The sequence below is a fragment of the Flavobacterium circumlabens genome (assembly GCF_004345565.1).
GTDB lineage: Bacteria > Bacteroidota > Bacteroidia > Flavobacteriales > Flavobacteriaceae > Flavobacterium > Flavobacterium circumlabens.
This window is the reverse complement of record NZ_SLWA01000011.1, coordinates 1-25,521: the sequence shown is the minus strand read 5'-3', so window position 1 is coordinate 25,521 and position 25,521 is coordinate 1. Positions and strand designations below refer to the sequence as shown.

Genomic DNA, 25,521 nt, shown 5'->3' with positions numbered 1-25,521 from the left:
GTTATGAATCTGGTTTTCGCCTCAAACAATAAAAATAAAATTAAAGAAATACAAAGCATTCTTCCCGAAAGCGTAAAAATATGGAGTCTTGAAGAAATTGGCTGCCATGAAGAGATTCCGGAAACCGCAGCTACTATTGAAGGCAATGCAATCCTCAAGGCTAATTATGTAACTCAGAAATATGGTTATGATTGTTTCGCCGATGATACGGGACTTGAAGTTACCGCTTTAAACGGTGAACCTGGCGTATATTCAGCTCGATATGCAGGTGAACAGCGTGATGCAAATGATAATATGAATAAACTTTTAGAGGCTTTATCAGACCAATCAGATCGCAGCGCCCAGTTCAAGACCGTTATTGCCTTAAATATAAACGGTGCACAGCATCTTTTTACCGGAATTGCCAAAGGGAACATTACTTTGAATAAAACCGGAAGCCAGGGTTTTGGTTACGACCCTATTTTTCAGCCTGAAAATTATACGGAAACTTTTGCCGAGTTGCCTTTAGAAATTAAAAATAAAATCAGCCATCGCGGAAAAGCAACTCACCAACTGATTGATTTCCTGAACCCCACAAAATAATTGTTTTAAATACAACATTTTAAACGCTAAAGTTTATATTTCACGACGTATTTTTTTTGATTTTTCTCCGTTTTATGATCAAAATGATTTCGTCACAAACATAACTTTTTGATAATCAAATCATAACAAATACATAAATCTTAAAATTGCATTAGTTTATCTGAATAATTAACAGTAATTTTGCACCCTATTTTAAAAATACATATGAATAAATTTGAACAATTAGGATTGAATGAATCGTTACTGAAGGCGATTTTAGATCTAGGATTTGAAAATCCGTCAGAGGTACAGGAAAAGGCGATTCCCCTATTATTGGAAAAAGACACAGATATGGTTGCGTTGGCTCAGACAGGGACAGGGAAAACGGCAGCTTTCGGTTTTCCGCTAATTCAAAAAATTGATGCTGACAACAGGAATACACAAGCATTAGTTTTATCGCCAACACGAGAACTTTGTTTACAGATTACCAACGAACTTAAAAACTACTCAAAATACGAGAAAGGTATTAATGTGGTAGCAGTTTACGGCGGGGCTAGTATTACAGAGCAAGCTAGGGACATTAAAAGAGGAGCACAAATTATTGTAGCTACTCCGGGGAGAATGCAGGACATGATCAACAGAGGTCTGGTAAACATTAAAAATATAGATTACTGTATTTTGGATGAGGCTGACGAAATGTTGAACATGGGGTTTTATGAGGATATCGTGTCTATATTATCAGATACTCCGGACGAAAAAAGTACATGGTTGTTCTCTGCAACTATGCCACAAGAGGTTGCCAGAATTGCAAAACAATTTATGAGTGACCCGGTTGAAATTACTGTTGGAGCTAAGAACTCAGGTTCTGCAACAGTTTCTCACGAATTTTACTTAGTAAATGCCCGTGACCGTTACGAAGCTTTAAAACGTTTAGCCGATGCTAACCCGGATATTTTCTCTGTGGTTTTCTGTCGTACTAAAAGAGATACACAAGCCGTAGCTGAAAAATTAATTGAAGATGGATACAGCGCTGCTGCATTGCACGGAGATTTATCTCAGGCGCAACGTGATGGTGTAATGAAATCTTTCCGTGGAAGACAAATTCAGATGCTTGTTGCAACTGACGTTGCTGCACGTGGTATTGACGTTGATAATATTACTCACGTAGTAAATTACCAACTTCCTGACGAAATTGAAACTTACAATCACCGTTCAGGACGTACAGGTAGAGCAGGAAAATTAGGAACTTCTATTGTAATTGTTACAAAAAGTGAGTTGCGTAAGATTTCTTCTATCGAAAGAATCATCAAACAAAAATTCGAAGAAAAAACAATTCCATCCGGAATCGAAATCTGCGAAATTCAATTATTGCACTTAGCAACTAAAATTAAGGATACTGAGGTTGATCACGAAATTGACAACTATTTACCAGCTATCAATAACGTTCTTGAAGGTTTATCGAAAGAAGAACTGATCAAGAAAATGGTATCTGTAGAATTTAACCGTTTTATTGCTTACTACAAAAAGAACAGAGATATTTCTACGCAATCGGGAGAAAGACGTGAAAGAAGTGATTCTGCTGAGCCAAGAGAATTCAATAATAACGGAGCAGTTCGTTATTTTGTAAACATCGGTTCAAGAGATAATTTCGACTGGATGTCTCTTAAAGATTACCTGAAAGAAACATTAGACTTAGGTCGTGATGATGTTTTCAAAGTAGATGTAAAAGAAGGTTTCTCTTTCTTTAACACTGATCCTGAGCATACTGAAAAAGTAATGGAAGTATTAAACAACGTACAATTAGAAGGACGTCGTATTAATGTTGAAATTTCTAAAAATGATGGTGGCGGAAGACGTGACCATAACGGACGCAGCGGCGGAAGCAGCGGTGGACGTAGTTCTGCTCCAAGACGTGAAGGAAGTTTTGCACCAAGACGTGAAGGTTCTGGTGGTGGTTTCAGAAGCGACAGAAACGCTGCTCCAAAAGAAGGTGGTTTCAGAAGTGACAGAAGTTCATCTGCTCCAAAAAGAGAAGGTGGTTTCAGAAGCTCAGCTCCAAGAAGTGAAGGTGGTTCAGACAGAGCACCAAGACGTTCTGAAAGCTTTGGTGATTCGCCAAGACCAAGAAGACCAAGAAGAGATTAATACTTTAATCTCTTAAAATATAAAATCCCAAATTCCATACATAATTGGAATTTGGGATTTTTTTTATTAAAAATTTCACTTAGAATTGATGAGTGTTGTGATTCAAAAAATTTAATTTAAATCTGTATTATTCCTTTTTCACTTAAATATTAAAAGCAACACTTCTTTCCTTTGTTAATTTTCTGATAATTATATTCGGAGACTGCGAAATATTTAATCCTGATTTACTACTTTTAGTGCTTTAAATCAGGATATGAAATATTTCGCAGTTTTCTTTTTTACATTATTATCTACCATGGGTTTTGCTCAGGACGCTCCGTCTACAATTCCGCAAAGAGTTTCGGGTTATATTATTAATGACAACAGCAAACAGCCTCTTTCGGGTGTTAATGTTATTAATACGAATAAAGTGCGAGGCGCAAAATCTGATGAAAAAGGATATTTTGAAATTGATGTACAGGTAAATGATACGTTACACTTCTCAATTTTAGGATTTCAGTCTCTTAGAATCAGAGTTACCAATGACTGGATAAAAAATAAAGTGACCAGAATTCAGCTTACCGAAAAAGCAATTGCACTTGAAGAAGTGGTGATCGCTCCTTTTAACCTGACCGGTTATCTTGAAGTAGATTCTAAATTAATTCCAACCAGAGAAAATTATCGTTACAGTATTTCCGGCCTTACGCAAGGCTATGAAGCAGGTGAGTATTCTCCAAATGCTTTTGGAAAAGTACTGGGTTCTATATTCAACCCGGCCGATATGCTTTATAACTTCTTTGGAAAGAACGGAAAGGAACTCAAGAAGCTTAAAGAAATGAAGAAAGATGATACAGTTCGAAATCTGTTAGAATCAAAATACGATCGCGAAACCGTTGCTGTGCTATTAGGGATCAGTAAAGATGAAATTCCCGAAATCATGCACCGCTGTAACTATTCAGATGCTTTTATCCAATCTGCTAACGATCTCCAGATTATGGATGCTATAAGCGGCTGTTACGAACAATATAAAGTATTAAAACGAAATTAATTTATTCCCTATAAATCAATCCTCAATTATCTAATTGGGGATTTTTTATTTTAAATGACCTTTAATTATTAACTCAAAATAAAACTATGTCTGCAATACTTTTTCAAACGATTGACTGGAGCCAGGTTGAAAAAACAGAACACAAAGGCGAAACAGGAAAAGCATTTTGGCAAACAATACAATCCGGAGGCTTACGGATTAGAAAAGTCACCTATTCTGAAAATTACATGGCCGATCACTGGTGCCAAAAAGGACATATTGTACATTGCCTTGAAGGTGAATTCATTAGTGAATTAGAGAATGGCGAACAATTTAAACTTACAAAAGGAATGACCTATATGGTTTCTGATAATACAAGTTCCCATCGCTCCCTAACTGCCAAAGGAGTCGAATTATTAATTATAGATGGTGATTTTCTGAAATAATATTGGAAGCAAATTAAAATATTGTGTGTACATTTACTTCTACACAATAGAAACATTTAATTTTAAAAGATATGGCAAAGAGTCAGGATGCAAAAAAGACAGTAAAGAAAGAACCTCTTAAAACTGCAAAAGAAAAAAAAGAAGAAAAGAGAGAAAAGAAAAATTCTCCTAAAAGAGATTAATTTTTAGTATTCAGTCGCAGTCTCAGTTTTCAGTTATGTATACTGAAAACTGTGACTGGCAACTGAGACTATATTACTTAACCGGAATATTCGAAAGAATTTCCAGTACAAATTTCCAATATTTCTGCGCTGAGGAAATACTTGCTCTTTCATCAGGAGAATGTGCTCCGTGAATGGTCGGGCCAAAAGAAATCATATCCATTTCAGGATAATTTGTTCCTAAAATTCCACATTCCAAACCTGCATGACAAGCCACTACTTTAGGCTTTTCGTTGTTTTGTTTTTCGTAAATTTCTTTTAAGACTTCTAATATTTCAGAATTTACATTTGGCGTCCATCCCGGGTAAGAACCAGAAAGTTCAACTTCACAGCCCACTAACTCAAAAGCGGAACGCAATGAATTCGCCAAATCAAATTTTGAAGTTTCTACAGAAGAACGGGTCAGACATCCGATTAAAATCTCCCCGTCTTTTACGATAACACGTGCAATATTATTTGAAGTTTCTACTAAATCTTCCATATCGGCACTCATTCTGTAAACGCCGTTGTGAGCTGCGTAAATCGCTCTGATAATACCTTCCTGAACCCCTAAATCCATTACTTTCTCCGGTAAATCGCATTTTACGATTTCAATTGAAAGATTAGGTTCCGTTGTTTTGTATTCCGTTTTAATGTCGTTGATGATTTCCTGCATGTCAAAAATGTAAGCTTCATCAAACATTTCAGAAATGATCACTTTGGCAACACTTTCTCTTGGAATTGCATTTCTTAAACTTCCACCGTTTATCTCCACTACCTGCAAACCGAAGTTTTCAAAAGCATCAAACAACAAACGGTTCATGATTTTATTAGCATTCCCGAGACCTTTATTGATATCCATCCCTGAATGACCTCCATTTAGCCCTTTTACGGTAATAATATGCCCGACAGAACCTTCCGGAACTTCTTCTTCATGATACGTTCTTGTAGCCGTTACATCAATCCCTCCTGCACAGCCAATATCAATCTCATCATCTTCTTCTGTATCCAGGTTCAGTAAGATCTGCCCCTGAAGAATTCCGCCTTTCAGGTTTAAAGCTCCTGTCATTCCCGTTTCTTCATCAATTGTAAACAAAGCTTCAATAGCAGGATGCGGAATATCTTTGCTTTCCAGGATAGCCATAATAGTAGCCACTCCTAAACCGTTGTCAGCACCAAGTGTAGTGCCACGCGCACGAACCCAGTCCCCATCTACATACATATCGATTCCCTGCGTATCGAAATCAAAAACGGTATCGGCGTTTTTTTGGTGCACCATATCCAGATGCCCCTGCATTACAATCGCTTTACGGTTTTCCATTCCCGGAGTAGCCGGTTTTCTTATAATTACATTTCGAATTTCGTCTTCAAAAGTTTCTAAACCTAAACTGTTTCCAAAGTTCTTCATGAACTCGATTACGCGTTCTTCTTTCTTTGACGGACGCGGAACGGCATTCAAATCGGCGAATTTATTCCATAGCGCTTTAGGTTCCAGATTTCTTATTTCCTGACTCATTATATTTTGTTTGAAGTTTAACAATTAAGAGCACCAAAGTTACAAAGTTTAAATTCTTTTTCAGCGGTAATTCAGATTCATTTATATTTACGTATTCAAAATTTATATCGTGAAAAGAAAATACATTTTACCTTTATTCCTTCTCGTACAGATTATCATCTTAAAAATCCTTCCCTTTTTCCCGGAATTCACTGAACGCTTTTACAGCAACGGATTGTATGTGAAAATTTCTCATTTTTCAAGATTCCTTTTGGGTAAAATTCCGTTTTCTGTTGGTGATTGCTTGTATACTGTTTTGGTTTTATTTCTGATTCGATGGATTTGGAAAACGCGAAAAACATGGAAATTACAATGGAAAGATCATGTACTAAAAATGCTAAGCTGTATTTCTGTGCTTTACTTTTTCTTCCATTTTCTTTGGGCATTTAACTATTACCGGGAGCCGCTTTTTGAAAAAATGAAAATTCAAAGAGAATATACGGATGCCGAATTATTAGCCTTTACTAAAAAACTAATTATTAAAACCAACGAAATTCAGTTTCAGATCACAAAACATGACAGTGCTAAAATTGTTTTCCCTTATTCGCAAAAACAGGCTTTTCAGATGAATTTAAATGGCTATGAGAATCTTTCGAAAGAGCATCCTTATTTTAAATACGAAATACCAAGCGTTAAAAAATCGCTTTTTAGCGTACCCCTGACCTATATGGGTTTTGCCGGTTACTTAAACCCGTTTACAAATGAAGCTCAGGTAAATTATTTACTGCCCATGTATACTTTCCCGCTGACAGCCAATCACGAAATGGCACACCAAATGGGATTTGCCAGTGAAAATGAATGTAATTTTATCGGCGTGCTGGCTTCTGTTAAAAATGAAAATTTATACTATCAATATGCGGGATATAGTTTTGCTTTGCGGTATTGCCTGGGAATCTGGCATTTTAAAAATGAAAAGATCTTCAATCAATTAAAAAAAACGGTACATGCCGGAATATTAAAAAACTATCAGGAAAGCGAAGATTTCTGGACGCAGTACGATACTTTTATTGATAAAGCTTTTCATTTTCTTTATGACAACTTTTTAAAAACAAACAATCAAAAAGACGGAATGGAGAGCTATAGCAAATTTATTGATCTGATGGTGAATTATTACAAGACAAAAGAATTATAGCTTTTTTTGCCACAGATTACATGATGAAAGGGATTAAATCTTTTTAATCTTATAATCTGTGGCAAAAAATAAAAATAAGTGTAACAAAATAGATTTCAATACTACTAATACTTTATGAGCGATAATCTAGAACAGTCATTTGTTGCGCAGTTGCAGGCAAATCAGAATATAATTCACAAGATTTGTAGATTATATACTGCTGACGAAGATGCTCACAAAGACCTGTTTCAGGAAATCACTATTCAATTATGGAAAGCGTTTCCTAAATTCAGGGGCGATAGTAAATTTTCGACCTGGACGTATCGCGTTGCTTTAAATACAGCCATTACCTTATATCGAAAAACCAAAAGGACCATATCTACCGTAGATTATGAAAGCCATCAGCATTTTGTAAAGGATGTGGATTACAATTATGAAGAGGAAGAACAGATTAAACTGATGTATAAAGCCGTTTATCAGCTGAATGACATCGAAAAAGCATTAGTTTTTATGTATTTAGAAGACAAAGATTATCAGGAAATAGCAGAGACCTTAGGAATCAGCGAAGTGAATGCACGTGTGAAAATGAATCGAATTAAAGGGAAACTTAAAAAAATACTAAATCCTTAAAAATTATTATGAAAGAACTGGATTTACTAAAAAAAGACTGGAAAAAGAATGCCGATTCTTTTCAACAAATTTCTGAAAATGAAATTTACAAAATGATTCACAAAAAGTCTTCTTCCATCGTGAAGTGGATTTTGATTATCAGCATTTTGGAAATTTTATTCTGGACGGTTTCAAACCTATTTTTCAGTACGGATGAAATGTTAATCAAGATAAAACATCCTGAAATGATTTTTTATCTGGAGGTTTTAACGTACTTCAATTATGTCGTTGTTTTGATTTTTGTATACTTTTTCTACAAAAATTATAAAACTATTTCTACTATTGAATCTACCAAATTATTAATGAGCAGCATTCTGAAGACCCGAAAAACGGTTCAGTATTATGTCTGGTACAATTTAGGAATGGCAGTTGTCAGTTCGATCATCAGTTTCTTCATCGCTTTTGTATACAATCCGGACATGACCTATTTAAGGGAAAAATTAGCTACAAGCGGTAAAGCAATGTTTGTTACAGGCGGAATATTACTTCTGGTTACATTGGCCTTTCTGGGTATGTTCTGGTGCTTTTACAGATTATTGTACGGAACGCTTTTACGCAGGTTGTACGCTAATTATAAAGAGCTGAAAAAGATTGATTTGTAGTTTTGAGAGGAACTAAGGTTCTGAGGTGCAAAGGTGCAAAGTTTTTTTTGAAAGGTGCTAAGGTTCTGAGATACTAAGCTGCTAAGGTTTTTTTTAAACCTGAAACTTGAAACAATTTCAAAATCTAAAATTTAATAGTCCCATCTTCTCATTTGATTCAGTTCTTCCTGGACTTTTAGTTCTTCTGCCGGGATAACTTTTAAAAATGATGGATGTTGTTCTATGGCAAATTCTACTTTTTCTACGATTTCATCAATGGTATCGTTGTCATAATCAATATCAAGAGGTTCTTTGATGATGAAAGATTGCAGAATACCTTTCTTTTTCATTCGCAATCCTTTTTTATCAAAGGAACGACGGAAGCCGTCAATTACAATTGGGATTACGATAGGCCTGTGCTGTTTTATAATATGGGCGGTTCCTTTACGAACCGGTTTAAACGATTTTGTAGTTCCCTGTGGAAAGGTAATCACCCAGCCATCTTCAAGGGCAATTTTGATATTTTCAGTATCATTTGGATTTATTTCACGTTTTTCGGTAACATCAACACCTTTGGCACGCCAGGTTCTTTCTACTGTAATCGCTCCAACATAAGCCAGAATTCTTGGCAGTAAACCTGCCTGCATGGTTTCTTTGGCGGCCACATAATACAAATTCATTTTGGGCTGCCATAAATAGCCAATATTCTTAATCGTATCCTGACGACCGGACAAACTCGCATTAAAAACATGAAACATCGCTACAACGTCAGCAAAATAGGTCTGGTGATTGGATATAAACAAAACATTAGTATCCGGCAACGTTTTGATGATTTCAGATCCTTCAATCTGTAATTCATTAAAACCTCTATATCTTCGGTGAGTCATGGCTCCCAAAATTCGGATTAACCATTTCTTGATGAATAATATATGTCCGAAAGGATTTCGTTTAAACAATCCCATAGCTGTATATTGTGTTTTTTAGTTAAGTCGCAAACATACAAAAATAATTCATTTGGCAACACTAATAAGTAATTTCTAAGACAAATGGTTATTGTAATGAATATCAAATTGTTAATTTATTGTTTTTGGAGATTTTCTTCAAAAGTTACTTTTAAAACATCCCTTAATTCGCTTAATATCATCGCCGTTGCGCCCCAGACGATATGATTTTGAATATTAAAGGCCGGAACCAAAATATTAGGACCATAAGAAGTTGACAATCTGGCCTCGATGATAATTTCGTCATTTAAAAAAACAGACAGCGGCAATTCGATCACATCTGCCACTTCCCTTGCATCCGGATAAAACGAAAGTTCATCTGAAGAAATTCCCAGAAAAGGATGCACCAGAAAATTACTTGGCGGAATATACATTGGACTAAATTGTTTAATTACTTTAATTTTCTCCGGAGCAACACCCACTTCTTCATGCGTTTCTCTCAGGGCTGTTTCTTCGTAACCTGAATCGGTAGTTTCGTACTTTCCACCAGGAAAGGCAATTTGAGAAGAATGAACTCCATTGTAAGCATTTCGAACAATTAAAACTAAATGCGTTTTTTCATTTTTTGGATAAAACAACATCATCACTGCTGCAATGCGCGGGTTTTCTGCTTTGAAATCTTGATTTTTCAGGGCTTCAATTCGTTCTTTTGGAGCCATTTTTATATGCGCAGAGACTGCCGGCAGTTCAACTGGAATTAAATTTGGAACATATTGCAAAAAATCCTGAAAATCCATAATCAAAGTTTATTTTTGTACTTTCAAATAAAATATAAATATAGTTTAGAAAAGGCGGTTTTACAAACTTTCTAAAATCAAAGCCATAAAAATGTACAGTAAAGAAGAATCACAAAAAATAAAAAGAGAGTTCTGGGTAGCTTTCGCCGAAAAATATCCGCGTAAATGGGTTCTTTACGATACCAAGATTAAAGATTTCTCTTTTAAATTTTATGTAGACAATAAAAAAGCTCAGGTTTTAATCGATATCGAACAGAGAAGCGATGAGAAACGAACTGCTTATTTTGAAAAATTAGAAGCTTTAAAAAACATTCTCGAGGAGGAATTTATTAAAGATTTAGTTTTCGAAAAAAATTATACACTGGAAAGCGGTAAAACCATCAGCCGAATCTGGACTGAAATACAAGGGGTAGGTTTTAGCAACCGCAATAATTGGGACACTATTTTTGATTTCTTTTTCGAAAAAATGAATGCTTTAGAGCTCTTTTATCTGGAGTATGATGATTTTATTAAGGATATTGAGTAGGAAAGGTACTGAGGACCTAAGGTTCTGAGATTCTAAGGTTTTTATATAACAAACCCGACAGGTTTTTTGAAACTTGTCGTACTTATAATTGTCTTAATAATAATCTTACCTTTTTAATGAAAAGTGACCTGTTTTATTAGTACCATTCTCAAATATTATTTGAAACCAATAATCTGATGATGGTAAAGGTTTACCATTAAAATTTCCATCCCAACCGATGTTAGAACTCAAATTTTTTAAAAACTTTCCATATCTATCATAGATATAAATAGTATAACTTTGATCAGTTATTCCATTAACCTCCCATGTGTCATTTATACCGTCCTCATTTGGAGTAAAAAACTTTGGTATAATATACTCTTCCGGTAATTCACAATCTAAACCAAGATTAGAAACATTTAAATATATCTTAGTTTTTACTATACAAGATGTATTTATCTCTGTAACTCTAACCGTTATCTCTTCATGATTTTTAATTGAATTCTTATATATTTCATTTATAGCATTAGTAATATCTTTTTCATTTTCATCAAAATATGAAAAAGTATAAAGCGAGGGTTCAACAACTAAAAGAGAATTAATTTTTGATAGATTGAATATAGCATATCCTGTACCATCAGAATCACATTCATTAAAATCTGGAATTTTATTTAAATTAAGTTTTTAATTCAATCTTGGTTTCTCCATAGCAGCTAGGATTGTTTTTATTTCCAACTCTAACATTAATTATTTCATTAAAAGGATATTTATTAGCATAATTAAGCGGTAAAGGAGAAGGAAGAGGATTCCCCAATTGATCTTTATAAGTAAAAATAAAATTATCTGGATTTTGTACCAAATCTTTTTGCAGAGATGACATATCAAAGCCTGAAGAAAAGCCATTTCCTAAATCAGCACATGATTCCAAAACAGGTACCGAATTCAGAACAGGTTTTTGTGCATTAATATAATCGTAAGTATTAAAAATATAAACAGATCCTGCATAAGCAATATAATTTTGATCATTAGCATCTAAACCATCCCAAAAGGCGCTAATAAATAAATCTTCTTTGAATATAGAAATTGAATTAGCAAACCAATCACTATTATGTTTTATTTTTGATTCAATTATTTGATATTCTTCCCATATATCATTATCCCCTTTTTTAAACATATATACGCGACCAAAAACTTTCGATAAATTGCCATTATTATCATATTCATATTCGGTTCCTCGTATAGCTATTTGATCGCTATAAATTTCCATTCTGTCACCAAAACCGAAATAGTTAACCGAACCATCAGAAGCTCTAATTTTCTGATGCCCAACCCATTCATTGTTCGAATTTTTCTTAAAAATATAAACTGAACCTAACGCCGTTAGAGGACCTCCTCCATCACCGCTTAAGTCAGAATCATAATCGTCTTCTTTTGGAGCCGCAATCATAATTCCATTTTCATTAATCCTAACAATTTCGCCAAATCTATCTTGCAGTGATCTATAATCGTAAGCAACTAGCTTTTTAACTTCATTCCACTTATTCGAATTAATTCCTTTTTCAAATACGTATGCCGCGCCTGCCCAATTACTCCCTTCTTCTACTGCTCCAACTACAATAGTGTTTTCGAAGATAGCAACAGAATGGCCAAAAGTATCTCGTCGTTCTCTATCGCTTGGTACAATTTTTTGTATTAACGACCAAATACCATCAGCATCTCTATGATAAATATATGCTGCTCCGGCATTTTCCATATAATTTGCCAAAGAACTATCAGTACTGTTATAATTTGCACCAACGACCATATAATTATCAGATATCGCAAAATTAGAACCAAAATTATCCGATAAAGCATTTTCAGGCTTAGCTATTTTTTGAGTAAAAACATAAAGATTATTAACATCTCTTTCATAAATATAGATCGCATTTCCTTTATTTGGATTCGCAGAATCACAACCTAGGATAGCAAGCGTTTTTCCTTCCATAAATAGTGTGGAACCAAAGCCACAATTATTATTTGTATCTGAAAGTGTGAGCTCCTGATAAATAGACCATCCATCGCAATCCTGTTTAGCAATATATACTTTACCAGCATTTTCAACTCCTCCTACCTCTACTTGATCAGCACCATAAGCTGCAAAACCATCGTTAGTAAAAACAGAAAAAGCAAAACTATTATCTCTAACTCTTATAGGTTCAACAACTTTAAAATTTTGTTTCCATTGTTGAGAATACAAAGCAATAACGTTAAATAATAGTAATAATATTATTGTAGATTTTTTTTTAAATTTCATAATTAAATATGAGAGAAGTATTAGCATGAATAGCTAAGCACTCACAATATTATAAACAATAATCTGATTGTCGTAATTAATGTAAAGCTGCTTGCGGTAGTCTTGTTTTTTTCGGGTGATGATCGAGAGTTTGCAATCGTTTCCACTATTGTCTTTGCATAAGAAAGAATACACAATGTCAGTATCATTTTCTTCACGTTCGATATATTCGCTAATACTAAAAAGCTGAATTTCCTGGGAATATACCACAATTCGGTGCTTATCGGTATCGAGGATTACAGAGAGATTGACCAGGTCAAGATTAGACCATTCGCCCCATTTCCCTCTTTCATTTTTTTCCAAGACACTAAAACCCGATGTTTTAAAACGATAAGACTGACTGTAAGACTGTTGCAAACCTAGCCCTAAAAAAAGGATTATTATATAGTTACGTAAAGTATTCATGGTGTATTCGGGGCTATTAAAACTCAAATTTAGCTTTTTCCTTGCTTGCAATCTCAAAATCAGCCATCATTTCTTGAATAATTTTTTCTACAGGCAAAATTTCATGAATAATTCCGGCAATTTGTCCAATTTCAAGTTCGCCTTCTTCGAGATCACCTTCAAACATCCCTTTTTTGGCTCTTGCCCTGCCCAGAAGTGCAATCAATTCTTCTTTGGAAGGCCCTTTTGCATAAAGTTCCTGAACATCATTATAAAACTTATTTTTGATCAGTCGAACCGGCGCTAATTCTTTTAATGTCAGTTGCGTATCTCCTTCATTTACATTCAGAATCGTCTGTTTGAAATTATCGTGAGCAGATGATTCTATAGAAGCTGCAAAACGACTCCCCACCTGAACTCCATCGGCTCCCAAAATCAGGGCAGCCAGCATTCCTCTTCCGGTTGCAATTCCTCCGGCAGCAATAATCGGAATGTCGATTTTTTCTTTTACCATCGGAATTAAAGTCAACGTTGTGGTCTCATCTCTACCGTTATGCCCGCCTGCTTCGAAACCTTCGGCAACGATGGCGTCTACACCCGCTTCCTGCGCTTTTAAAGCAAAAATACTGCTGCTCACCACGTGAACTACCGTAATTCCTTTTTCTTTCAGGAAAGAAGTCCATGTTTTAGGATTTCCCGCTGAAGTAAAAACGATTTTAACGCCTTCTTCAATAACAATATTCATAATTTCTTCGATGTTCGGATATAGCATTGGGATATTTACTCCGAAAGGCCTGTCTGTTGCTTTTTTACATTTCTGAATGTGTTCGCGCAATACTTCCGGATACATAGAACCTGCACCAATGAGTCCTAAACCTCCTGAGTTGCTCACGGCACTTGCCAGTTTATAACCGCTGTTCCAAATCATTCCACCTTGGATTATTGGATATTTTATATTAAAAAGCTGTGTGATTTTATTCATGCAAAAATGCTGTTATTGTTTGATAATTTTTCCTGTTTTGTGTATTCCTTCTGCATCAAAAACATAAAAGTAAAGTCCGCTTTTTAAGGACTGTAAAGAAAGAACCGGATTTTGATTTGTAATTTGTTTCTCGATCACTTTTTGCCCTAAAACAGAATAAATGGCTACTGAGGCTGTACTTTGATCCGGAAATGAAAATGAAACCGTAGTTTTAACCGGATTTGGATAGACCGAAAAAACAGGAATTTCAAAATTCTCCACCCCTAAAGTAGTCCCGAAATTTGGAATTCCGTAACCATACGTATTGGTTGGGGCACTATATCGATCTGAAGATTCGAGGATCATTTGTCTGATTTCCTGATTGGTTTTAGAAGGGAAAGCCTGCCACAGACAAGCAATCGTACCGGCCATAATAGGGCACGAAAATGAAGTTCCATCAACTGTAATAATAGAACCGGAAGCATTTGACGCAACTGCTGCCGTTCCCTGTGCCATAACTTCGGGCTTTATGCGATTGTCAAAACTTGGGCCTATCGAACTAAAAGAAGATCTCACTTTTGAAGCTGTAACGGAACCGACTGTAATCACTGAAGCTGCATCTGCCGGCCCACCAATATGAGGCTCTGCCGTATTTCCTTCATTCCCTGCCGAAGCAACCACAATAATTCCTTTGCTAAAAGCAATTTCGGCACCACGGGAAATGAAATTCTTTACACCGTTCATATCATTATAAGTGTGGCTGTAATTGGCATTGTCAAATTCAAAATAGCCTAATGAGGTTGTAATAATATCTACGCCCAAACTGTCGGCTTTTTCTGCTGCTTCCACCCAAAGTGATTCTTCAACCGGATTTTCAGAAGCATCATTTTCTGTAATGAATAAATAATACGAAGCGTCCGGAGCCGTTCCTACCAAAGCATTCTCTTTGTAGCCTCCCATTGTTGAAAGTACCATTGTACCGTGATCATCTCCCGTATAAAAATTTTCATTTCGGGATACAAAATCATAACCTCCAAGGATTCGGTTATTGCTTATAAGATTCTGAAAAGGCTGAGCCGTATCTACTCCCGGAAAACCGGCATCCAAAACAGCAATTATTTTACCGGATCCTGTATAATTTTGCTGATGCAAAACCTGACCGTTCAGCATCTGTATTTGATTTGCCGAAGTTCCGTAGGCATAATTAATAGCCGTTTTGAACTTATCTTTGGTTTGTGCCGTTTTGTTATTTTGTACTTTTTTTGAAGTCGTATTTAAAGTCTTATCCGCAAAAACCACTTTATCCACAAAAGCTAAGTTTTTCAAAGCCGTAATATTCGCCTGAGTTCCGCGAATGTGGAGTGCGTTCAGCCATTTAGATTGCGCCATTATGGTAATTCCCGTACTTAATTTTACCTGGCTGACATACGTTTTTTCTATCGGAGCATCAGTAATACTTAAGGCAATGTTTTGATTGGTACGACGATCTAAAGACCGCTGCGTAAGCATCTGCAAAGGAGTATTCAAATACGTTTGTGCGTTTGGTTTGGCGTTAAAATACACCCAGGCATCTTCTTCCTGTGCAAACATTGCAGAAGAAAGTAACAATAACAAAAAGAGGTAGTTATATTTCATAGTTTACTTTTTAAAGGCAAAAACCTTCTTAAAAAGTATAAAGCTAAGAAATTACTCCCGAACCAACTAATTCATTATCGAAATACCAGGCTGCAAATTGTCCTTCTGTTATGGCAGATTGCGGTTCGTCAAAACGAATATACATTCCGTCTTCAAATTGATATAAAGTTGCTTTTTGCAAAGGCTGACGGTAACGGATTCTCGCCATTACCTCCATACTTTCTCCGACTTTCAAAGCCAGATCAGTGCGAATCCAGTGTACTTCGGATTTTTCTATAAATAGGGCTTTCTTAAATAAACCAGGGTGCTGGCTTGTTAAACCAGTGTAAATCGTATTGGTTTCAACGTTGGTCGCAATTATAAATAACGGGTCGGTGGTTCCTCCAACATTGAGTCCTTTTCTTTGTCCGATAGTAAAATAATGGGCTCCCTGATGTTTCCCTACTACTTTTCCCATTGTCGGAACATAGTTTAGTTTCTGAGCTTCTGCTTTCAATTCTTCTTCTAAAGACAGACCAAGAGGTTTTTCTATAGTATAAATTGGATCGTTTTTGTCAATCTGAACAATTTTACCTTCTTTAGGCTGCAATTTTTGTTGCAGAAATTCCGGTAAACGGACTTTTCCAATGAAACAAAGTCCCTGGGAATCTTTCTTTTCAGCAGTTACCAAGTCCATTTCGGCAGCAATTTCGCGAACTTCCGGTTTGGTTAAAGCACCAATTGGAAATAATGATTTTGCCAATTGTTCCTGAGACAGCTGACATAAAAAATAGGACTGATCCTTATTGTTATCTGCACCTGCTATTAATTGGTAGACCGGTTTTCCGTCAACTTCTATTTCATTTTTTTGACAATAATGCCCTGTTGCTACGTAATCCGCACCAAGACTTAAGGCAATTTTCATAAAAACATCAAATTTGATTTCGCGATTACAAAGTACGTCCGGATTTGGAGTTCTTCCTTTTTCGTATTCGTTGAACATGTAATCAACGATTTTTTCTTTGTACTCTTCACTCAAATCAACGGTCTGAAACGGTATTCCGAGTTTTTCAGCTACTAATAAAGCATCATTACTATCTTCTAACCACGGACATTCATTAGAAATAGTAACCGAGTCATCATGCCAGTTTTTCATAAAAAGGCCAATAACTTCGTATCCCTGCTGTTGCAGCAAATAAGCGGCAACACTAGAATCAACTCCTCCGGAAAGTCCAACAACTACACGTTTCATTTTAACTCGTTTATATTTTTACAAGGGTGCAAAGGTAAGCCAAAATCTATATAATTGTAATTGTTTTGATTAGTTTATATAATCCTGCAGTAGATAAAACTTATTGCTTTTTTTAATTACTTTTAATCAATCAATTACAACACCATGTCAAAACAGGTTTACAGTATTATTTTCTTTATCGTTTTTACCACTCTGAATGCTCAAAATTATACGCCGACCCTACAAAATTATAAGTCGTATAAGGCATTCAAAGGAAAACCACTGTCTGATAAATTCTCCAATATCGAATCGGTAAAAGTGATTTATAATCTGAAAAGCCAAAAAATGTATTATTTTAATAGTAGTCTTATTCGCTTACACTATGATTTTGTTACGGACTATTTAGGCTATACCAAAGGTCTGGATGTTTTTAATGACGATAATTACAGCGACACGGAAAAAGGCAGAGATTTTTTATTGGGAAATCTGAATCATATAAAAGGAACAGAGAAATGGGTTTTCGAACTGGCTGCTTCAGATCACATGCCCATTGTATTGATAGAGCGTTTTTACAATCTGGTTGTTCAGTCTGCTTTTATGGGTAAAGATTTAAAATTCTATCTGAACAATCCGGAAAAACTGCAATGGAATCAGGAAAATAAATTTAAAATCCCCTGCGTCAAATCGAATTATATTTTTGATGAAATCACTTATCAGGAAGTGGTTTCCGGAAGCAATGTTGGGATCTTAAAACAATATAAAATCAAGGAATTAGAAAGTATCACGCCTCATCCGGATGAAATTATTATTCTGGATGGTACGCCGGATATCTTACCCAATGTGAGAGGAATTATTGTAAACGAGCTGCAAACTCCCCTAAGCCATTTAGTCTTATTAGGCAAAAACAGAAAGATTCCAATTATGGCTTATACTACAGTTTTGAAAGATGCCAATATCAAAAAACTACTTTCAAAAAAGGTAGAACTCAAGATTGCTGTTGACACTTTTTATATCAAAGAATCCACCAAAAAAATAACTCAAAAGACAATTAAGAAAAAGAAAAAATTAATTGTTGACAATAGCGTGACTTATTTGGTTGATTTGGATAAAATCCCAAAAAAAGGCGTGAATTACATTGGCTCGAAAGCGCAAAACCTATCCTATTTAATCGCCATTTCAAAAGAAATTCCGTTTAAGACACCCGAAAACGCTCATGCGATTCCGTTTTACTTTTACACCAGTCATATTCAGAAAAAATCTATTTCCCCTTTAATTCAGGAACTTCTGGCTTATCCACACAAAGATTCTGTCCTTTGGATCCATAAACAATTGAAAAAAATACGCGATGCCATAAAGAAAGAACCTATTGATCCTGATTTAATAGCAAAACTGAATCAGACTTTCAAAAATGCTGCTTTCAAAAATTTCAGGTTCCGATCCTCAACAAATGCAGAAGATATGGATGATTTTAATGGTGCAGGATTGTACGATTCTAAAACAGGAATTATAGGTGACAGTATAAAAACTTTTGAAAAAGCTATTAAACAAGTCTGGGCCAGTACCTGGAATGAAGCTTCCTACACGGAAAGAGAGCTCTTTGGAATCGATCAGCAGAGTATTGCCATGGGGGTTCTGGTGCATCGTTCTTTTCCTGATGAACTGGCCAATGGCGTTATCATCACCAAAAATATTTTCAGGGAAAACTTCTCCGGAATTACGGTCAATGTTCAAAAAGGAGAAAACTCTGTTGTAAAACCTAAAAAAGGGGAAATCTGCGAGCAGTTTGTAATCTATCATTTTAATACCGGAACCGGCGCTGACGATTTTGATGTGGATTATACGTCTAATTCAAACCTGAATAAAAACGAACCTCTACTAACGAGAAAAGAGATCAGTACCCTTTTTGTTGTCAGCAATAAAATTGAATCTAAAATGTATCGTTACTGGAGGAAAAACCTTTTCCATCCTGTTGATATTGAATTCAAGATTGTTGGAGAAAATCGAGATTTGTACATCAAACAAGTTCGCCCATTTAATGAATAATTAATAAAAAACCAAAAGATCAATTTCGTTTGAAATGCTATTAATCCTAACAATTTTAAAATCGAAATCGTCAATTTTAATTTTGTCCTGAATAGATTTCCTGATATTTTCAGGAACTAAAACAAAGCTGTTTTCTAACACAATTTTCAACTCAACAGTATTCAGGAATTTAGACGCTTTTTTATTGACCAGTACCGAAGCAATGATATAAAAACCGATGATAATCAACTGAAAAAACAGCAGCACTTCTATTTTTTCATACGGATACATAATATCCAAAATAGAAAGCGTAATGGTAGCAAACAGAAAGATGATGGCATTTACGGTAAAAGACTGTGTCCTGAATCTTAAAATAGAAAAAATAGCAAACAGACCAAAGCCAATTCCTACTCCGATTTCTATTTTGGTAAATAAATAACAGAGCGAAAAAGTACAGAGTCCCACGATAACCATCAAGGGATTTATGGTTTCATTATCTTTTCTGTTCGAAAAAAAGTAAAGAATCAGGATTGAAAAAAACAGCAACAAAAATCTTCCGGAAAGCTCGTTTAAATCCATTTACAGTAAATATTAGTGAATCAAATTTAGAAAAAAGTTTGCCACGAATTTCACTAATTTTTCCGAATTTTTGTAATTTCTGCTTATAATAATATAGTCATACAAAATTCGGGGCAAAAAAAAAGTCCGCATCGCGGACTATTATAAATCTATTCCATCTTAGGCTTCGAGTCCGCCTTATAACTGCTTTTAGGATCACTCATATTAACTTCTTTGGTTAGTTTTCCTTTTAAGTAGAATTTCCAAATTCCTGCTTTTTTTCCATTAAGAAATTTTCCTTCAGAAGCCACTACTCCATCAGAATCATAGAAAACAGCATCACCATTATACTGATTATTTTTATAAGTAGTCTTTTCTAATATAACTCCGTTCTGCCCGTATTTTTTATAAATTCCTTCTTTCTGTCCATTCACATACGTTATCTCTTCCGCTATTTTAGCATTTGGATAAAAAACAGTTCGTACGCCTTCCAACTTCCCATTTTTATAATTTTCAGTTGTCATAAGTACTTTCGAAGCTTTATGATAATATTTCCACTCCCCTTCGTAATTTTTTCCAATTACTTTTCCTTCACTTACTTTATTTTTAGCCTGATCGTAAAAAATATTGTAAGCACTTCCATCGTTAGCACTAAAATCGCGCGTGGCCACTATATCGCCTCTTTTGGTATCATCAAAAAACTTAAATATTCCCGATTCTTTTCCGTGAATAAACGTTCCCTCATATCGGGGACGTTTGGAAACTTCATAAGTACCTTTCCACAGACCGTCTTTTTTACCGTTGGCATCCAGTTTATTAATGTCTGCCTGGGCACTTACCAGGAACGCGTTCAATAGTGCCAGTCCGAATATTATTTTTTTTAAAATCATCTTATGTTCAATTTAAAGATTAAACGAAATTGTACTTTATAAAGTATATCACAGGTATAAAAAAATCCCGATAAATCGAGATTTTTTTAAGAACTTATTTCTTTTTATTCTGAGCTTTTGTAGCTTCCTGTTGTTCCATTACTTCCTGAAGACGTTGTTGAAATTTGCTTTGTTTTTTAGGCTCTTTCAATTTGTTTTCCTGAATCTGAGCGTGGATTTTATCCGTATCCACAATATAATTTTTAATTACAAACATAATTCCGATCGTAATTAAGTTTGATATAAAGTTATACAAACTCAAACCTGCACCATAACTGTTGAAGAAGATCAACATCATTAATGGGGAAACGTAAATCATGATTTTCATCATTTTAGCCATATCCGGCATACCTTCCTGCTGAGGCGCTGCCATTTGCTGATCTCCTGATGTCATTTTCATGTAGAAGAAAATTGCAATTGCTGCCAAAATTGGAAACAAACTGATATGATCTCCGTATAACGGAATATGAAACGGCAATTTTACAACGGCATCAAAAGAAGATAAATCGTCTGCCCAAAGGAAACTTTTTTGTCTTAACTCAAAAGCAGATGGAAAAAACTGGAATGAAGCATACATAAACGGAAGCTGAATCAATGCAGGGATACATCCTGCCATTGGGTTTACGCCCGCTTTGTTGTATAATTTCATTGTTTCCTGTTGCTTCTTCATTGGGTCTTTTTTGAATTTTTCTCCCAACTCTGTAATTTCAGGACGTAAAACTTTCATTTTAGCCTGTGACAGGAATGATTTATAGGTAATTGGCGACATGGCCAATTTAATAATGATTGTAAAGATGATAATCGCAATTCCGTAAGCGATATAAGAGCTTAAGAATCCAAATAATGGAATGAAAATCCATTGATTGATCCATCCGAAAATCCCCCAGCCTAGTGGAATAATTTTTTGGAAATTTTTATCGTAAGATTTTAATGTTTTATAATCAGATGGCCCAAAATACCAGCTCATTTTATAATCAACTTCTCCATTTGTAAAAGCCAATGGAACAGTTGCTTTAAATTGCTTTATAAAAGTAGTATCTATGTTTTCGTCCTTCACTAAATCATCTGATTGCAGTTTCGATTTTTCGAATGGTTTATCAGTAGCTAAAATCGCCGTAAAAAAGTGTTGTTTAAAAGCTATATAACTCACTTTCTCAGGAGTATCTTCTTTACCTTCTCCATGATTTACTGAACTGTATTTTTCATCATCATACTCATACTCAAGTTGGGCATATCGTTTTTCAATAGAAACACTTTTCTCGTTTCTGTACGATTTTAAATCCCATTGCAAATCTAATGGTTTCGAAGAATTTAAAACTTTATTCAAACCTTGGGAACGAATATCAAAACCAACTAAATACTCATTTGGTTTTAAAATATATTTGTATTCCAAAAATTCATTAGCTCCTGCTTTTAAACGCATTGACAAAATCTGATCAGCTCCAACTTTTGTTAATGTTGGCTCAAAAAACAAATCTTTAGAATTTAAAGTCCTGTTATCAGTTGTTTGTAATTGAATATTTAAATTAGCATTATTGTCTTTAATCAATTCTACTAATTGTTTTGAACCTTTTTCAAATCTTTCGAATTCTTTTAATTTAGCTTCCACTATATAACCGCCTTTATTAGCGATTTTAAGTATCATCTTTTCGTTTTCAATTGTAGTAAAAGATTCTTTTGCAGAAGGAAGCGTAGCTGAATAAGCAAAACCACCTAAGGTTTTTTGTAATTGCGCTAACTGAACGGTGTCACCAGGCGTCACTGCAGCAACAGGCAAAACTGCTGTTTTGGTTTTATCTGTTTTAGCCTGAGCTTCTTGTTTCGCTACTAATTCTTTCTTGGCTTTTTCAGCAGCAATTTCTTTATCAGAAGGTTGATTTTGGTACATAATCCAAATCAAAATTCCAAATATCAATACAAAACCAATGATTGAATTAAGGTCAAATTTTTTCTCTTCCATTATATTTAAAAAAGTTATTCGTTAAGGTTATTGGTCTGAGTTTTACTCAAAAGTTACATCCCCTCAGAATATTAATTATTGTTTTTTATGTGAATTTACCGCTGCGGCCACAAAGTTTACGAAAATAGGATGTGGGTTAGCAACTGTACTTTTGTATTCCGGATGGTATTGTACACCAATGAAAAACGGGTGATCTTCAAGCTCTATAATTTCAACTAAACCAGTATCCGGATTTACTCCCGAAGCAATTAAACCTGCTTTTTGTAATTCGTCAGCATATTTATTATTGTACTCATAACGGTGACGGTGACGCTCTGAAATTGTCTTTTGACCGTAAATTTTATGTGCTAAAGTATTAGGCTTAATATCACATTTCCAGGCTCCAAGACGCATTGTTCCGCCTTTGTCTGTAATCGTTTTTTGTTCTTCCATCAAATTCACCACAGGATGTTTTGTATTCTCATTCATCTCCGTAGAATTCGCTTCCGCGTAACCTAAAATATTTCTGGAATATTCGATAATTGACATTTGCATTCCTAAACAAATTCCGAAAAACGGAATTTTATTTTCACGTGCAAAACGAACTGCTTCAATTTTTCCTTCAATACCTCTTTCACCAAAACCAGGTGCAACCAAAACTCCGTCAAGAGCTCCTAATTTTTCTTCAATATTATCAATATTAATGTGTTCCGAATGTATCGAAATTACATTTACTTTAGTTTCGTTTGAAGCTCCGGCATGAATAAATGCTTCCAATATTGATTTGTAACAATCCTGCATTTCAACATATTTTCCAATCAAACCAATATTTACGGTATGTTTTGGATTTTTTAACCGGCGTAAAAAAGTATTCCAGTTTTTTAAATCCGGTGCTGCTTTTTTAGGAAGATCTAATTTTTTTAAAGCCACAACATCTAATCCTTCTTCAAGCATTAAATTAGGAACTTCATATATCGTTGAAGCATCAATAGACTGAATTACTGCTTCTCTTTTTACATTACAAAATAAGGCTAATTTATTACGCAATTCATCTGAAAGTTCATGCTCTGTTCTACAAACCAGAATATCAGCTTTGATACCGCTTTCCATCAATGTTTTTACGGAGTGCTGCGTCGGTTTTGTTTTTAACTCCCCTGCAGCAGCCAAAAATGGCACTAATGTTAAATGAATAACAATTCCGTTGTTTTCTCCCAATTCCCAAACCAGCTGACGAACAGACTCAATGTAAGGCAGGGATTCAATATCACCAACCGTTCCGCCAATTTCAGTAATCACAATATCATAATCGCCGGATTTACCCAACAATTGCATTCTGTCTTTGATTTCGTTTGTAATATGAGGAACAACCTGAACCGTTTTTCCTAAAAATTCTCCTCTTCTTTCTTTTTCAATAACGGAAAGATAAACTCTACCTGTAGTAACGTTATTGGCCTGAGAAGTAGGAACATTAAGAAAACGCTCGTAGTGGCCTAAATCTAAATCAGTTTCAGCACCATCATCAGTCACATAACATTCTCCATGCTCATATGGATTTAACGTACCCGGATCTACATTTATATACGGATCAAATTTTTGAATAGTTGTACGATACCCTCTTCCTTGTAACAATTTTGCTAAAGATGCTGCAATAATTCCTTTTCCTAAAGAAGAAGTCACACCGCCTGTAACAAAAATATATTTTGTCTGATTCATTCTGTTGTTGTTTGTATTGTAGTTGTGTAAAAAACTTGGCAAAAGTACAAATTTAATTGGACAATTTATCAATTACAGAATGAGATAATTTGCAAATTTATAAACAGATCGTTTACTTGTTTCCGTAATCCGTAATTTTGGATTTCAAACAGTCTAATTTTTAATTAATCTGCTTATTTATTTCTAAAATCTTACGTTGATATTGTTAATTAACCAATGAAAAATGATAGCCGTTTATTTTTACGGTTTCGGATATCTTTTCTTAATATTACGGATTAATTCTTCCAAACCGTTTAGTTTTAATTCGTAGATCAATTGTAATTGCTGGCCCAGTTCTCCTTTTGGAAATCCTTTATTCTGGTACCAAACGACATAATATTCGGGTAAATCAATTAAGAAACGTCCCTCGTATTTTCCGAAAGGCATTTTGGTATGGGCTAATTTTATGAGAAGTTTACTGTCTTGTTCCATTTTTTTTTAAAAGAAAAAAGAAGCAAGATGAAAGAATACAGACTCATTCTCTCCTCTTGCTTCTATGTTTACAAAGCTATTGTTATTTTAATAACTTTTCTATTTTTTCGCCAGTTTTAAAATAGTTTCAGTCGCAGTCACAGTTTGCATTTAGAAACAACTGCAAACTGTGACTGTAAACTGAGACTGAAAACGGAAACTTAATAATGCCATCTCACGAAAGCTTCCATTGCGGCATAGGTCGCTAAACCTAATTCCTGATATAAAGCTGCTGTTTCGTGATTTCGGTCCTCGGCTCTCTGCCAAAATTCCCTGGCGTCCGTTCCCTGAAAAACAACTCCGTCTTTTTGAGACTGGTGTTTGAAAATTCCATGGCGTTTGGCCAGCACCTGATCAGGACTCATGGGTACTGCCATTTCGACTTCGTCAATTCCCCATTCCTGCCATGCGCCGCGGTACAGCCACAACCAGCAGTCGTCCATAAAGGGTTTTGGTTTTAAAGCTTTTACCGCTTCAAAAATAGCATCCAGACAAACTTTATGGGTTCCGTGCGGATCGGCTAAATCCCCGGCTGCGTATATTTGGTGTGGCTTGATTTTTTCAATCAAATCGATGGTCAGTTGAATGTCTTCTTTTCCGATTGGTTTTTTCTCGATGGTTCCGGTTTCATAAAACGGAAGTTCCATAAAATGAATCTGATCATCTGTTAACCCAACGAAATGGCTTGTGGCTCTCGCCTCTCCTTTTCTGATTAATCCTTTGATGTAACGAACTTCGGGAATGTCTATTTCACTGTTCTTTTTATTCTCCAGAAAGGTTTGTGCTTTTTGATAAATCGTATCGGCTTCGG

General features: G+C 35.1%; 23 protein-coding genes and 1 pseudogene. 9 read left to right on the top strand and 15 right to left on the bottom strand.

Annotation, left to right across the window (positions count from 1 at the left end; all coding sequences use genetic code 11):
* Window positions 1–3 precede the first annotated feature (3 nt).
* From EV142_RS20985 to EV142_RS20970, 4 genes are all read left to right on the top strand, one after another.
* The gene (locus EV142_RS20985) at window positions 4–582 is read left to right on the top strand and encodes a non-canonical purine NTP diphosphatase (RefSeq protein WP_132037803.1); all 579 of its coding nucleotides are present in this window, start codon (window positions 4–6) and stop codon (window positions 580–582) included.
* 204 nt (window positions 583–786) lie between these two features.
* A complete protein-coding gene (locus tag EV142_RS20980) occupies window positions 787–2,706 on the top strand; it encodes a DEAD/DEAH box helicase (protein ID WP_132037802.1) in 1,920 nt (639 codons plus the stop codon).
* A 253-nt stretch (window positions 2,707–2,959) separates the two neighbouring features.
* Window positions 2,960–3,733: a carboxypeptidase-like regulatory domain-containing protein gene (locus EV142_RS20975; protein WP_132037801.1), complete on the top strand. Its 774-nt coding sequence runs from the start codon at window positions 2,960–2,962 to the stop codon at window positions 3,731–3,733.
* Between the two features lie 86 nt (window positions 3,734–3,819).
* Entirely contained in the window at window positions 3,820–4,158 is a 339-nt protein-coding gene (locus tag EV142_RS20970) for a DHCW motif cupin fold protein (RefSeq protein ID WP_132037800.1), read from the top strand.
* Between the two features lie 255 nt (window positions 4,159–4,413).
* On the opposite strand, the gene EV142_RS20960 is transcribed toward EV142_RS20970, so the two are convergent.
* A complete protein-coding gene (locus EV142_RS20960; RefSeq protein WP_132037799.1) occupies window positions 4,414–5,874 on the bottom strand; it encodes an aminoacyl-histidine dipeptidase in 1,461 nt (486 codons plus the stop codon).
* Window positions 5,875–5,983: 109 nt separating this feature from the next.
* Here EV142_RS20960 and EV142_RS20955 point away from each other — a divergent pair, with 109 nt between their 5' ends.
* From EV142_RS20955 to EV142_RS20945, 3 genes are all read left to right on the top strand, one after another.
* Window positions 5,984–7,045, top strand: a complete 1,062-nt coding sequence (locus EV142_RS20955; protein WP_132037798.1) for a DUF3810 domain-containing protein — start codon at window positions 5,984–5,986, stop codon at window positions 7,043–7,045.
* Between the two features lie 114 nt (window positions 7,046–7,159).
* Window positions 7,160–7,654 carry an RNA polymerase sigma factor gene (locus tag EV142_RS20950; RefSeq protein ID WP_132037797.1) on the top strand — a complete coding sequence of 165 codons (495 nt, stop codon included), beginning with the start codon at window positions 7,160–7,162 and terminating at the stop codon, window positions 7,652–7,654.
* Between the two features lie 8 nt (window positions 7,655–7,662).
* Window positions 7,663–8,295: a hypothetical protein gene (locus EV142_RS20945; protein WP_132037796.1), complete on the top strand. Its 633-nt coding sequence runs from the start codon at window positions 7,663–7,665 to the stop codon at window positions 8,293–8,295.
* A gap of 131 nt (window positions 8,296–8,426) precedes the next feature.
* Here the strand turns inward: EV142_RS20945 and EV142_RS20940 are convergent, their stop codons facing one another.
* Both EV142_RS20940 and EV142_RS20935 read right to left on the bottom strand, forming a co-directional pair.
* Window positions 8,427–9,236 (bottom strand): lysophospholipid acyltransferase family protein, encoded by an 810-nt coding sequence (locus EV142_RS20940; RefSeq protein WP_132037795.1) that lies wholly within the window; start codon window positions 9,234–9,236, stop codon window positions 8,427–8,429.
* A 116-nt stretch (window positions 9,237–9,352) separates the two neighbouring features.
* Entirely contained in the window at window positions 9,353–10,012 is a 660-nt protein-coding gene (locus tag EV142_RS20935; RefSeq protein WP_132037794.1) for an NUDIX hydrolase, read from the bottom strand.
* A gap of 91 nt (window positions 10,013–10,103) precedes the next feature.
* Here EV142_RS20935 and EV142_RS20930 point away from each other — a divergent pair, with 91 nt between their 5' ends.
* Window positions 10,104–10,538 carry a DUF4268 domain-containing protein gene (locus tag EV142_RS20930; protein WP_132037793.1) on the top strand — a complete coding sequence of 145 codons (435 nt, stop codon included), beginning with the start codon at window positions 10,104–10,106 and terminating at the stop codon, window positions 10,536–10,538.
* A gap of 105 nt (window positions 10,539–10,643) precedes the next feature.
* On the opposite strand, the gene EV142_RS24740 is transcribed toward EV142_RS20930, so the two are convergent.
* From EV142_RS24740 to mnmA, 6 genes are all read right to left on the bottom strand, one after another.
* A complete protein-coding gene (locus tag EV142_RS24740) occupies window positions 10,644–10,889 on the bottom strand; it encodes a T9SS type B sorting domain-containing protein (protein WP_371311633.1) in 246 nt (81 codons plus the stop codon).
* A gap of 304 nt (window positions 10,890–11,193) precedes the next feature.
* Window positions 11,194–12,810 (bottom strand): FG-GAP repeat protein, encoded by a 1,617-nt coding sequence (locus EV142_RS20920; RefSeq protein WP_158286358.1) that lies wholly within the window; start codon window positions 12,808–12,810, stop codon window positions 11,194–11,196.
* 33 nt (window positions 12,811–12,843) lie between these two features.
* A complete protein-coding gene (locus EV142_RS20915; RefSeq protein ID WP_132037791.1) occupies window positions 12,844–13,254 on the bottom strand; it encodes a hypothetical protein in 411 nt (136 codons plus the stop codon).
* Window positions 13,255–13,270: 16 nt separating this feature from the next.
* Window positions 13,271–14,215: an NAD(P)H-dependent flavin oxidoreductase gene (locus EV142_RS20910; RefSeq protein WP_132037790.1), complete on the bottom strand. Its 945-nt coding sequence runs from the start codon at window positions 14,213–14,215 to the stop codon at window positions 13,271–13,273.
* 12 nt (window positions 14,216–14,227) lie between these two features.
* On the bottom strand, window positions 14,228–15,829 hold the full coding sequence (locus EV142_RS20905; protein ID WP_132037789.1) for a S8 family serine peptidase: 1,602 nt from the start codon (window positions 15,827–15,829) through the stop codon (window positions 14,228–14,230).
* 43 nt (window positions 15,830–15,872) lie between these two features.
* Window positions 15,873–17,060 (bottom strand): tRNA 2-thiouridine(34) synthase MnmA, encoded by a 1,188-nt coding sequence (gene mnmA, locus EV142_RS20900; RefSeq protein WP_132037788.1) that lies wholly within the window; start codon window positions 17,058–17,060, stop codon window positions 15,873–15,875.
* Window positions 17,061–17,204: 144 nt separating this feature from the next.
* Between mnmA and EV142_RS20895 the strand changes: the two genes are divergently transcribed.
* On the top strand, window positions 17,205–19,082 hold the full coding sequence (locus EV142_RS20895) for a PEP/pyruvate-binding domain-containing protein (RefSeq protein WP_132037787.1): 1,878 nt from the start codon (window positions 17,205–17,207) through the stop codon (window positions 19,080–19,082).
* Here EV142_RS20895 and EV142_RS20890 read toward each other — a convergent pair whose 3' ends face one another.
* The 6 genes and pseudogenes from EV142_RS20890 to EV142_RS20865 form a co-directional block, all read right to left on the bottom strand.
* The gene (locus EV142_RS20890; protein ID WP_132037786.1) at window positions 19,083–19,640 is read right to left on the bottom strand and encodes a DUF4956 domain-containing protein; all 558 of its coding nucleotides are present in this window, start codon (window positions 19,638–19,640) and stop codon (window positions 19,083–19,085) included.
* Between the two features lie 149 nt (window positions 19,641–19,789).
* Window positions 19,790–20,509: a toxin-antitoxin system YwqK family antitoxin gene (locus tag EV142_RS20885; RefSeq protein ID WP_132037785.1), complete on the bottom strand. Its 720-nt coding sequence runs from the start codon at window positions 20,507–20,509 to the stop codon at window positions 19,790–19,792.
* Between the two features lie 94 nt (window positions 20,510–20,603).
* Window positions 20,604–22,508, bottom strand: coding sequence for a membrane protein insertase YidC (yidC, locus tag EV142_RS20880; RefSeq protein WP_132037784.1), 1,905 nt, complete (start codon window positions 22,506–22,508; stop codon window positions 20,604–20,606).
* 75 nt (window positions 22,509–22,583) lie between these two features.
* Window positions 22,584–24,200: a CTP synthase gene (locus EV142_RS20875; protein WP_132037783.1), complete on the bottom strand. Its 1,617-nt coding sequence runs from the start codon at window positions 24,198–24,200 to the stop codon at window positions 22,584–22,586.
* 240 nt (window positions 24,201–24,440) lie between these two features.
* Window positions 24,441–24,671, bottom strand: a complete 231-nt coding sequence (locus EV142_RS20870; RefSeq protein ID WP_127337046.1) for a DUF3820 family protein — start codon at window positions 24,669–24,671, stop codon at window positions 24,441–24,443.
* Window positions 24,672–24,871: 200 nt separating this feature from the next.
* Window positions 24,872–25,521 (bottom strand): annotated as a pseudogene (locus EV142_RS20865) (glucosamine-6-phosphate deaminase); the annotation flags it as partial.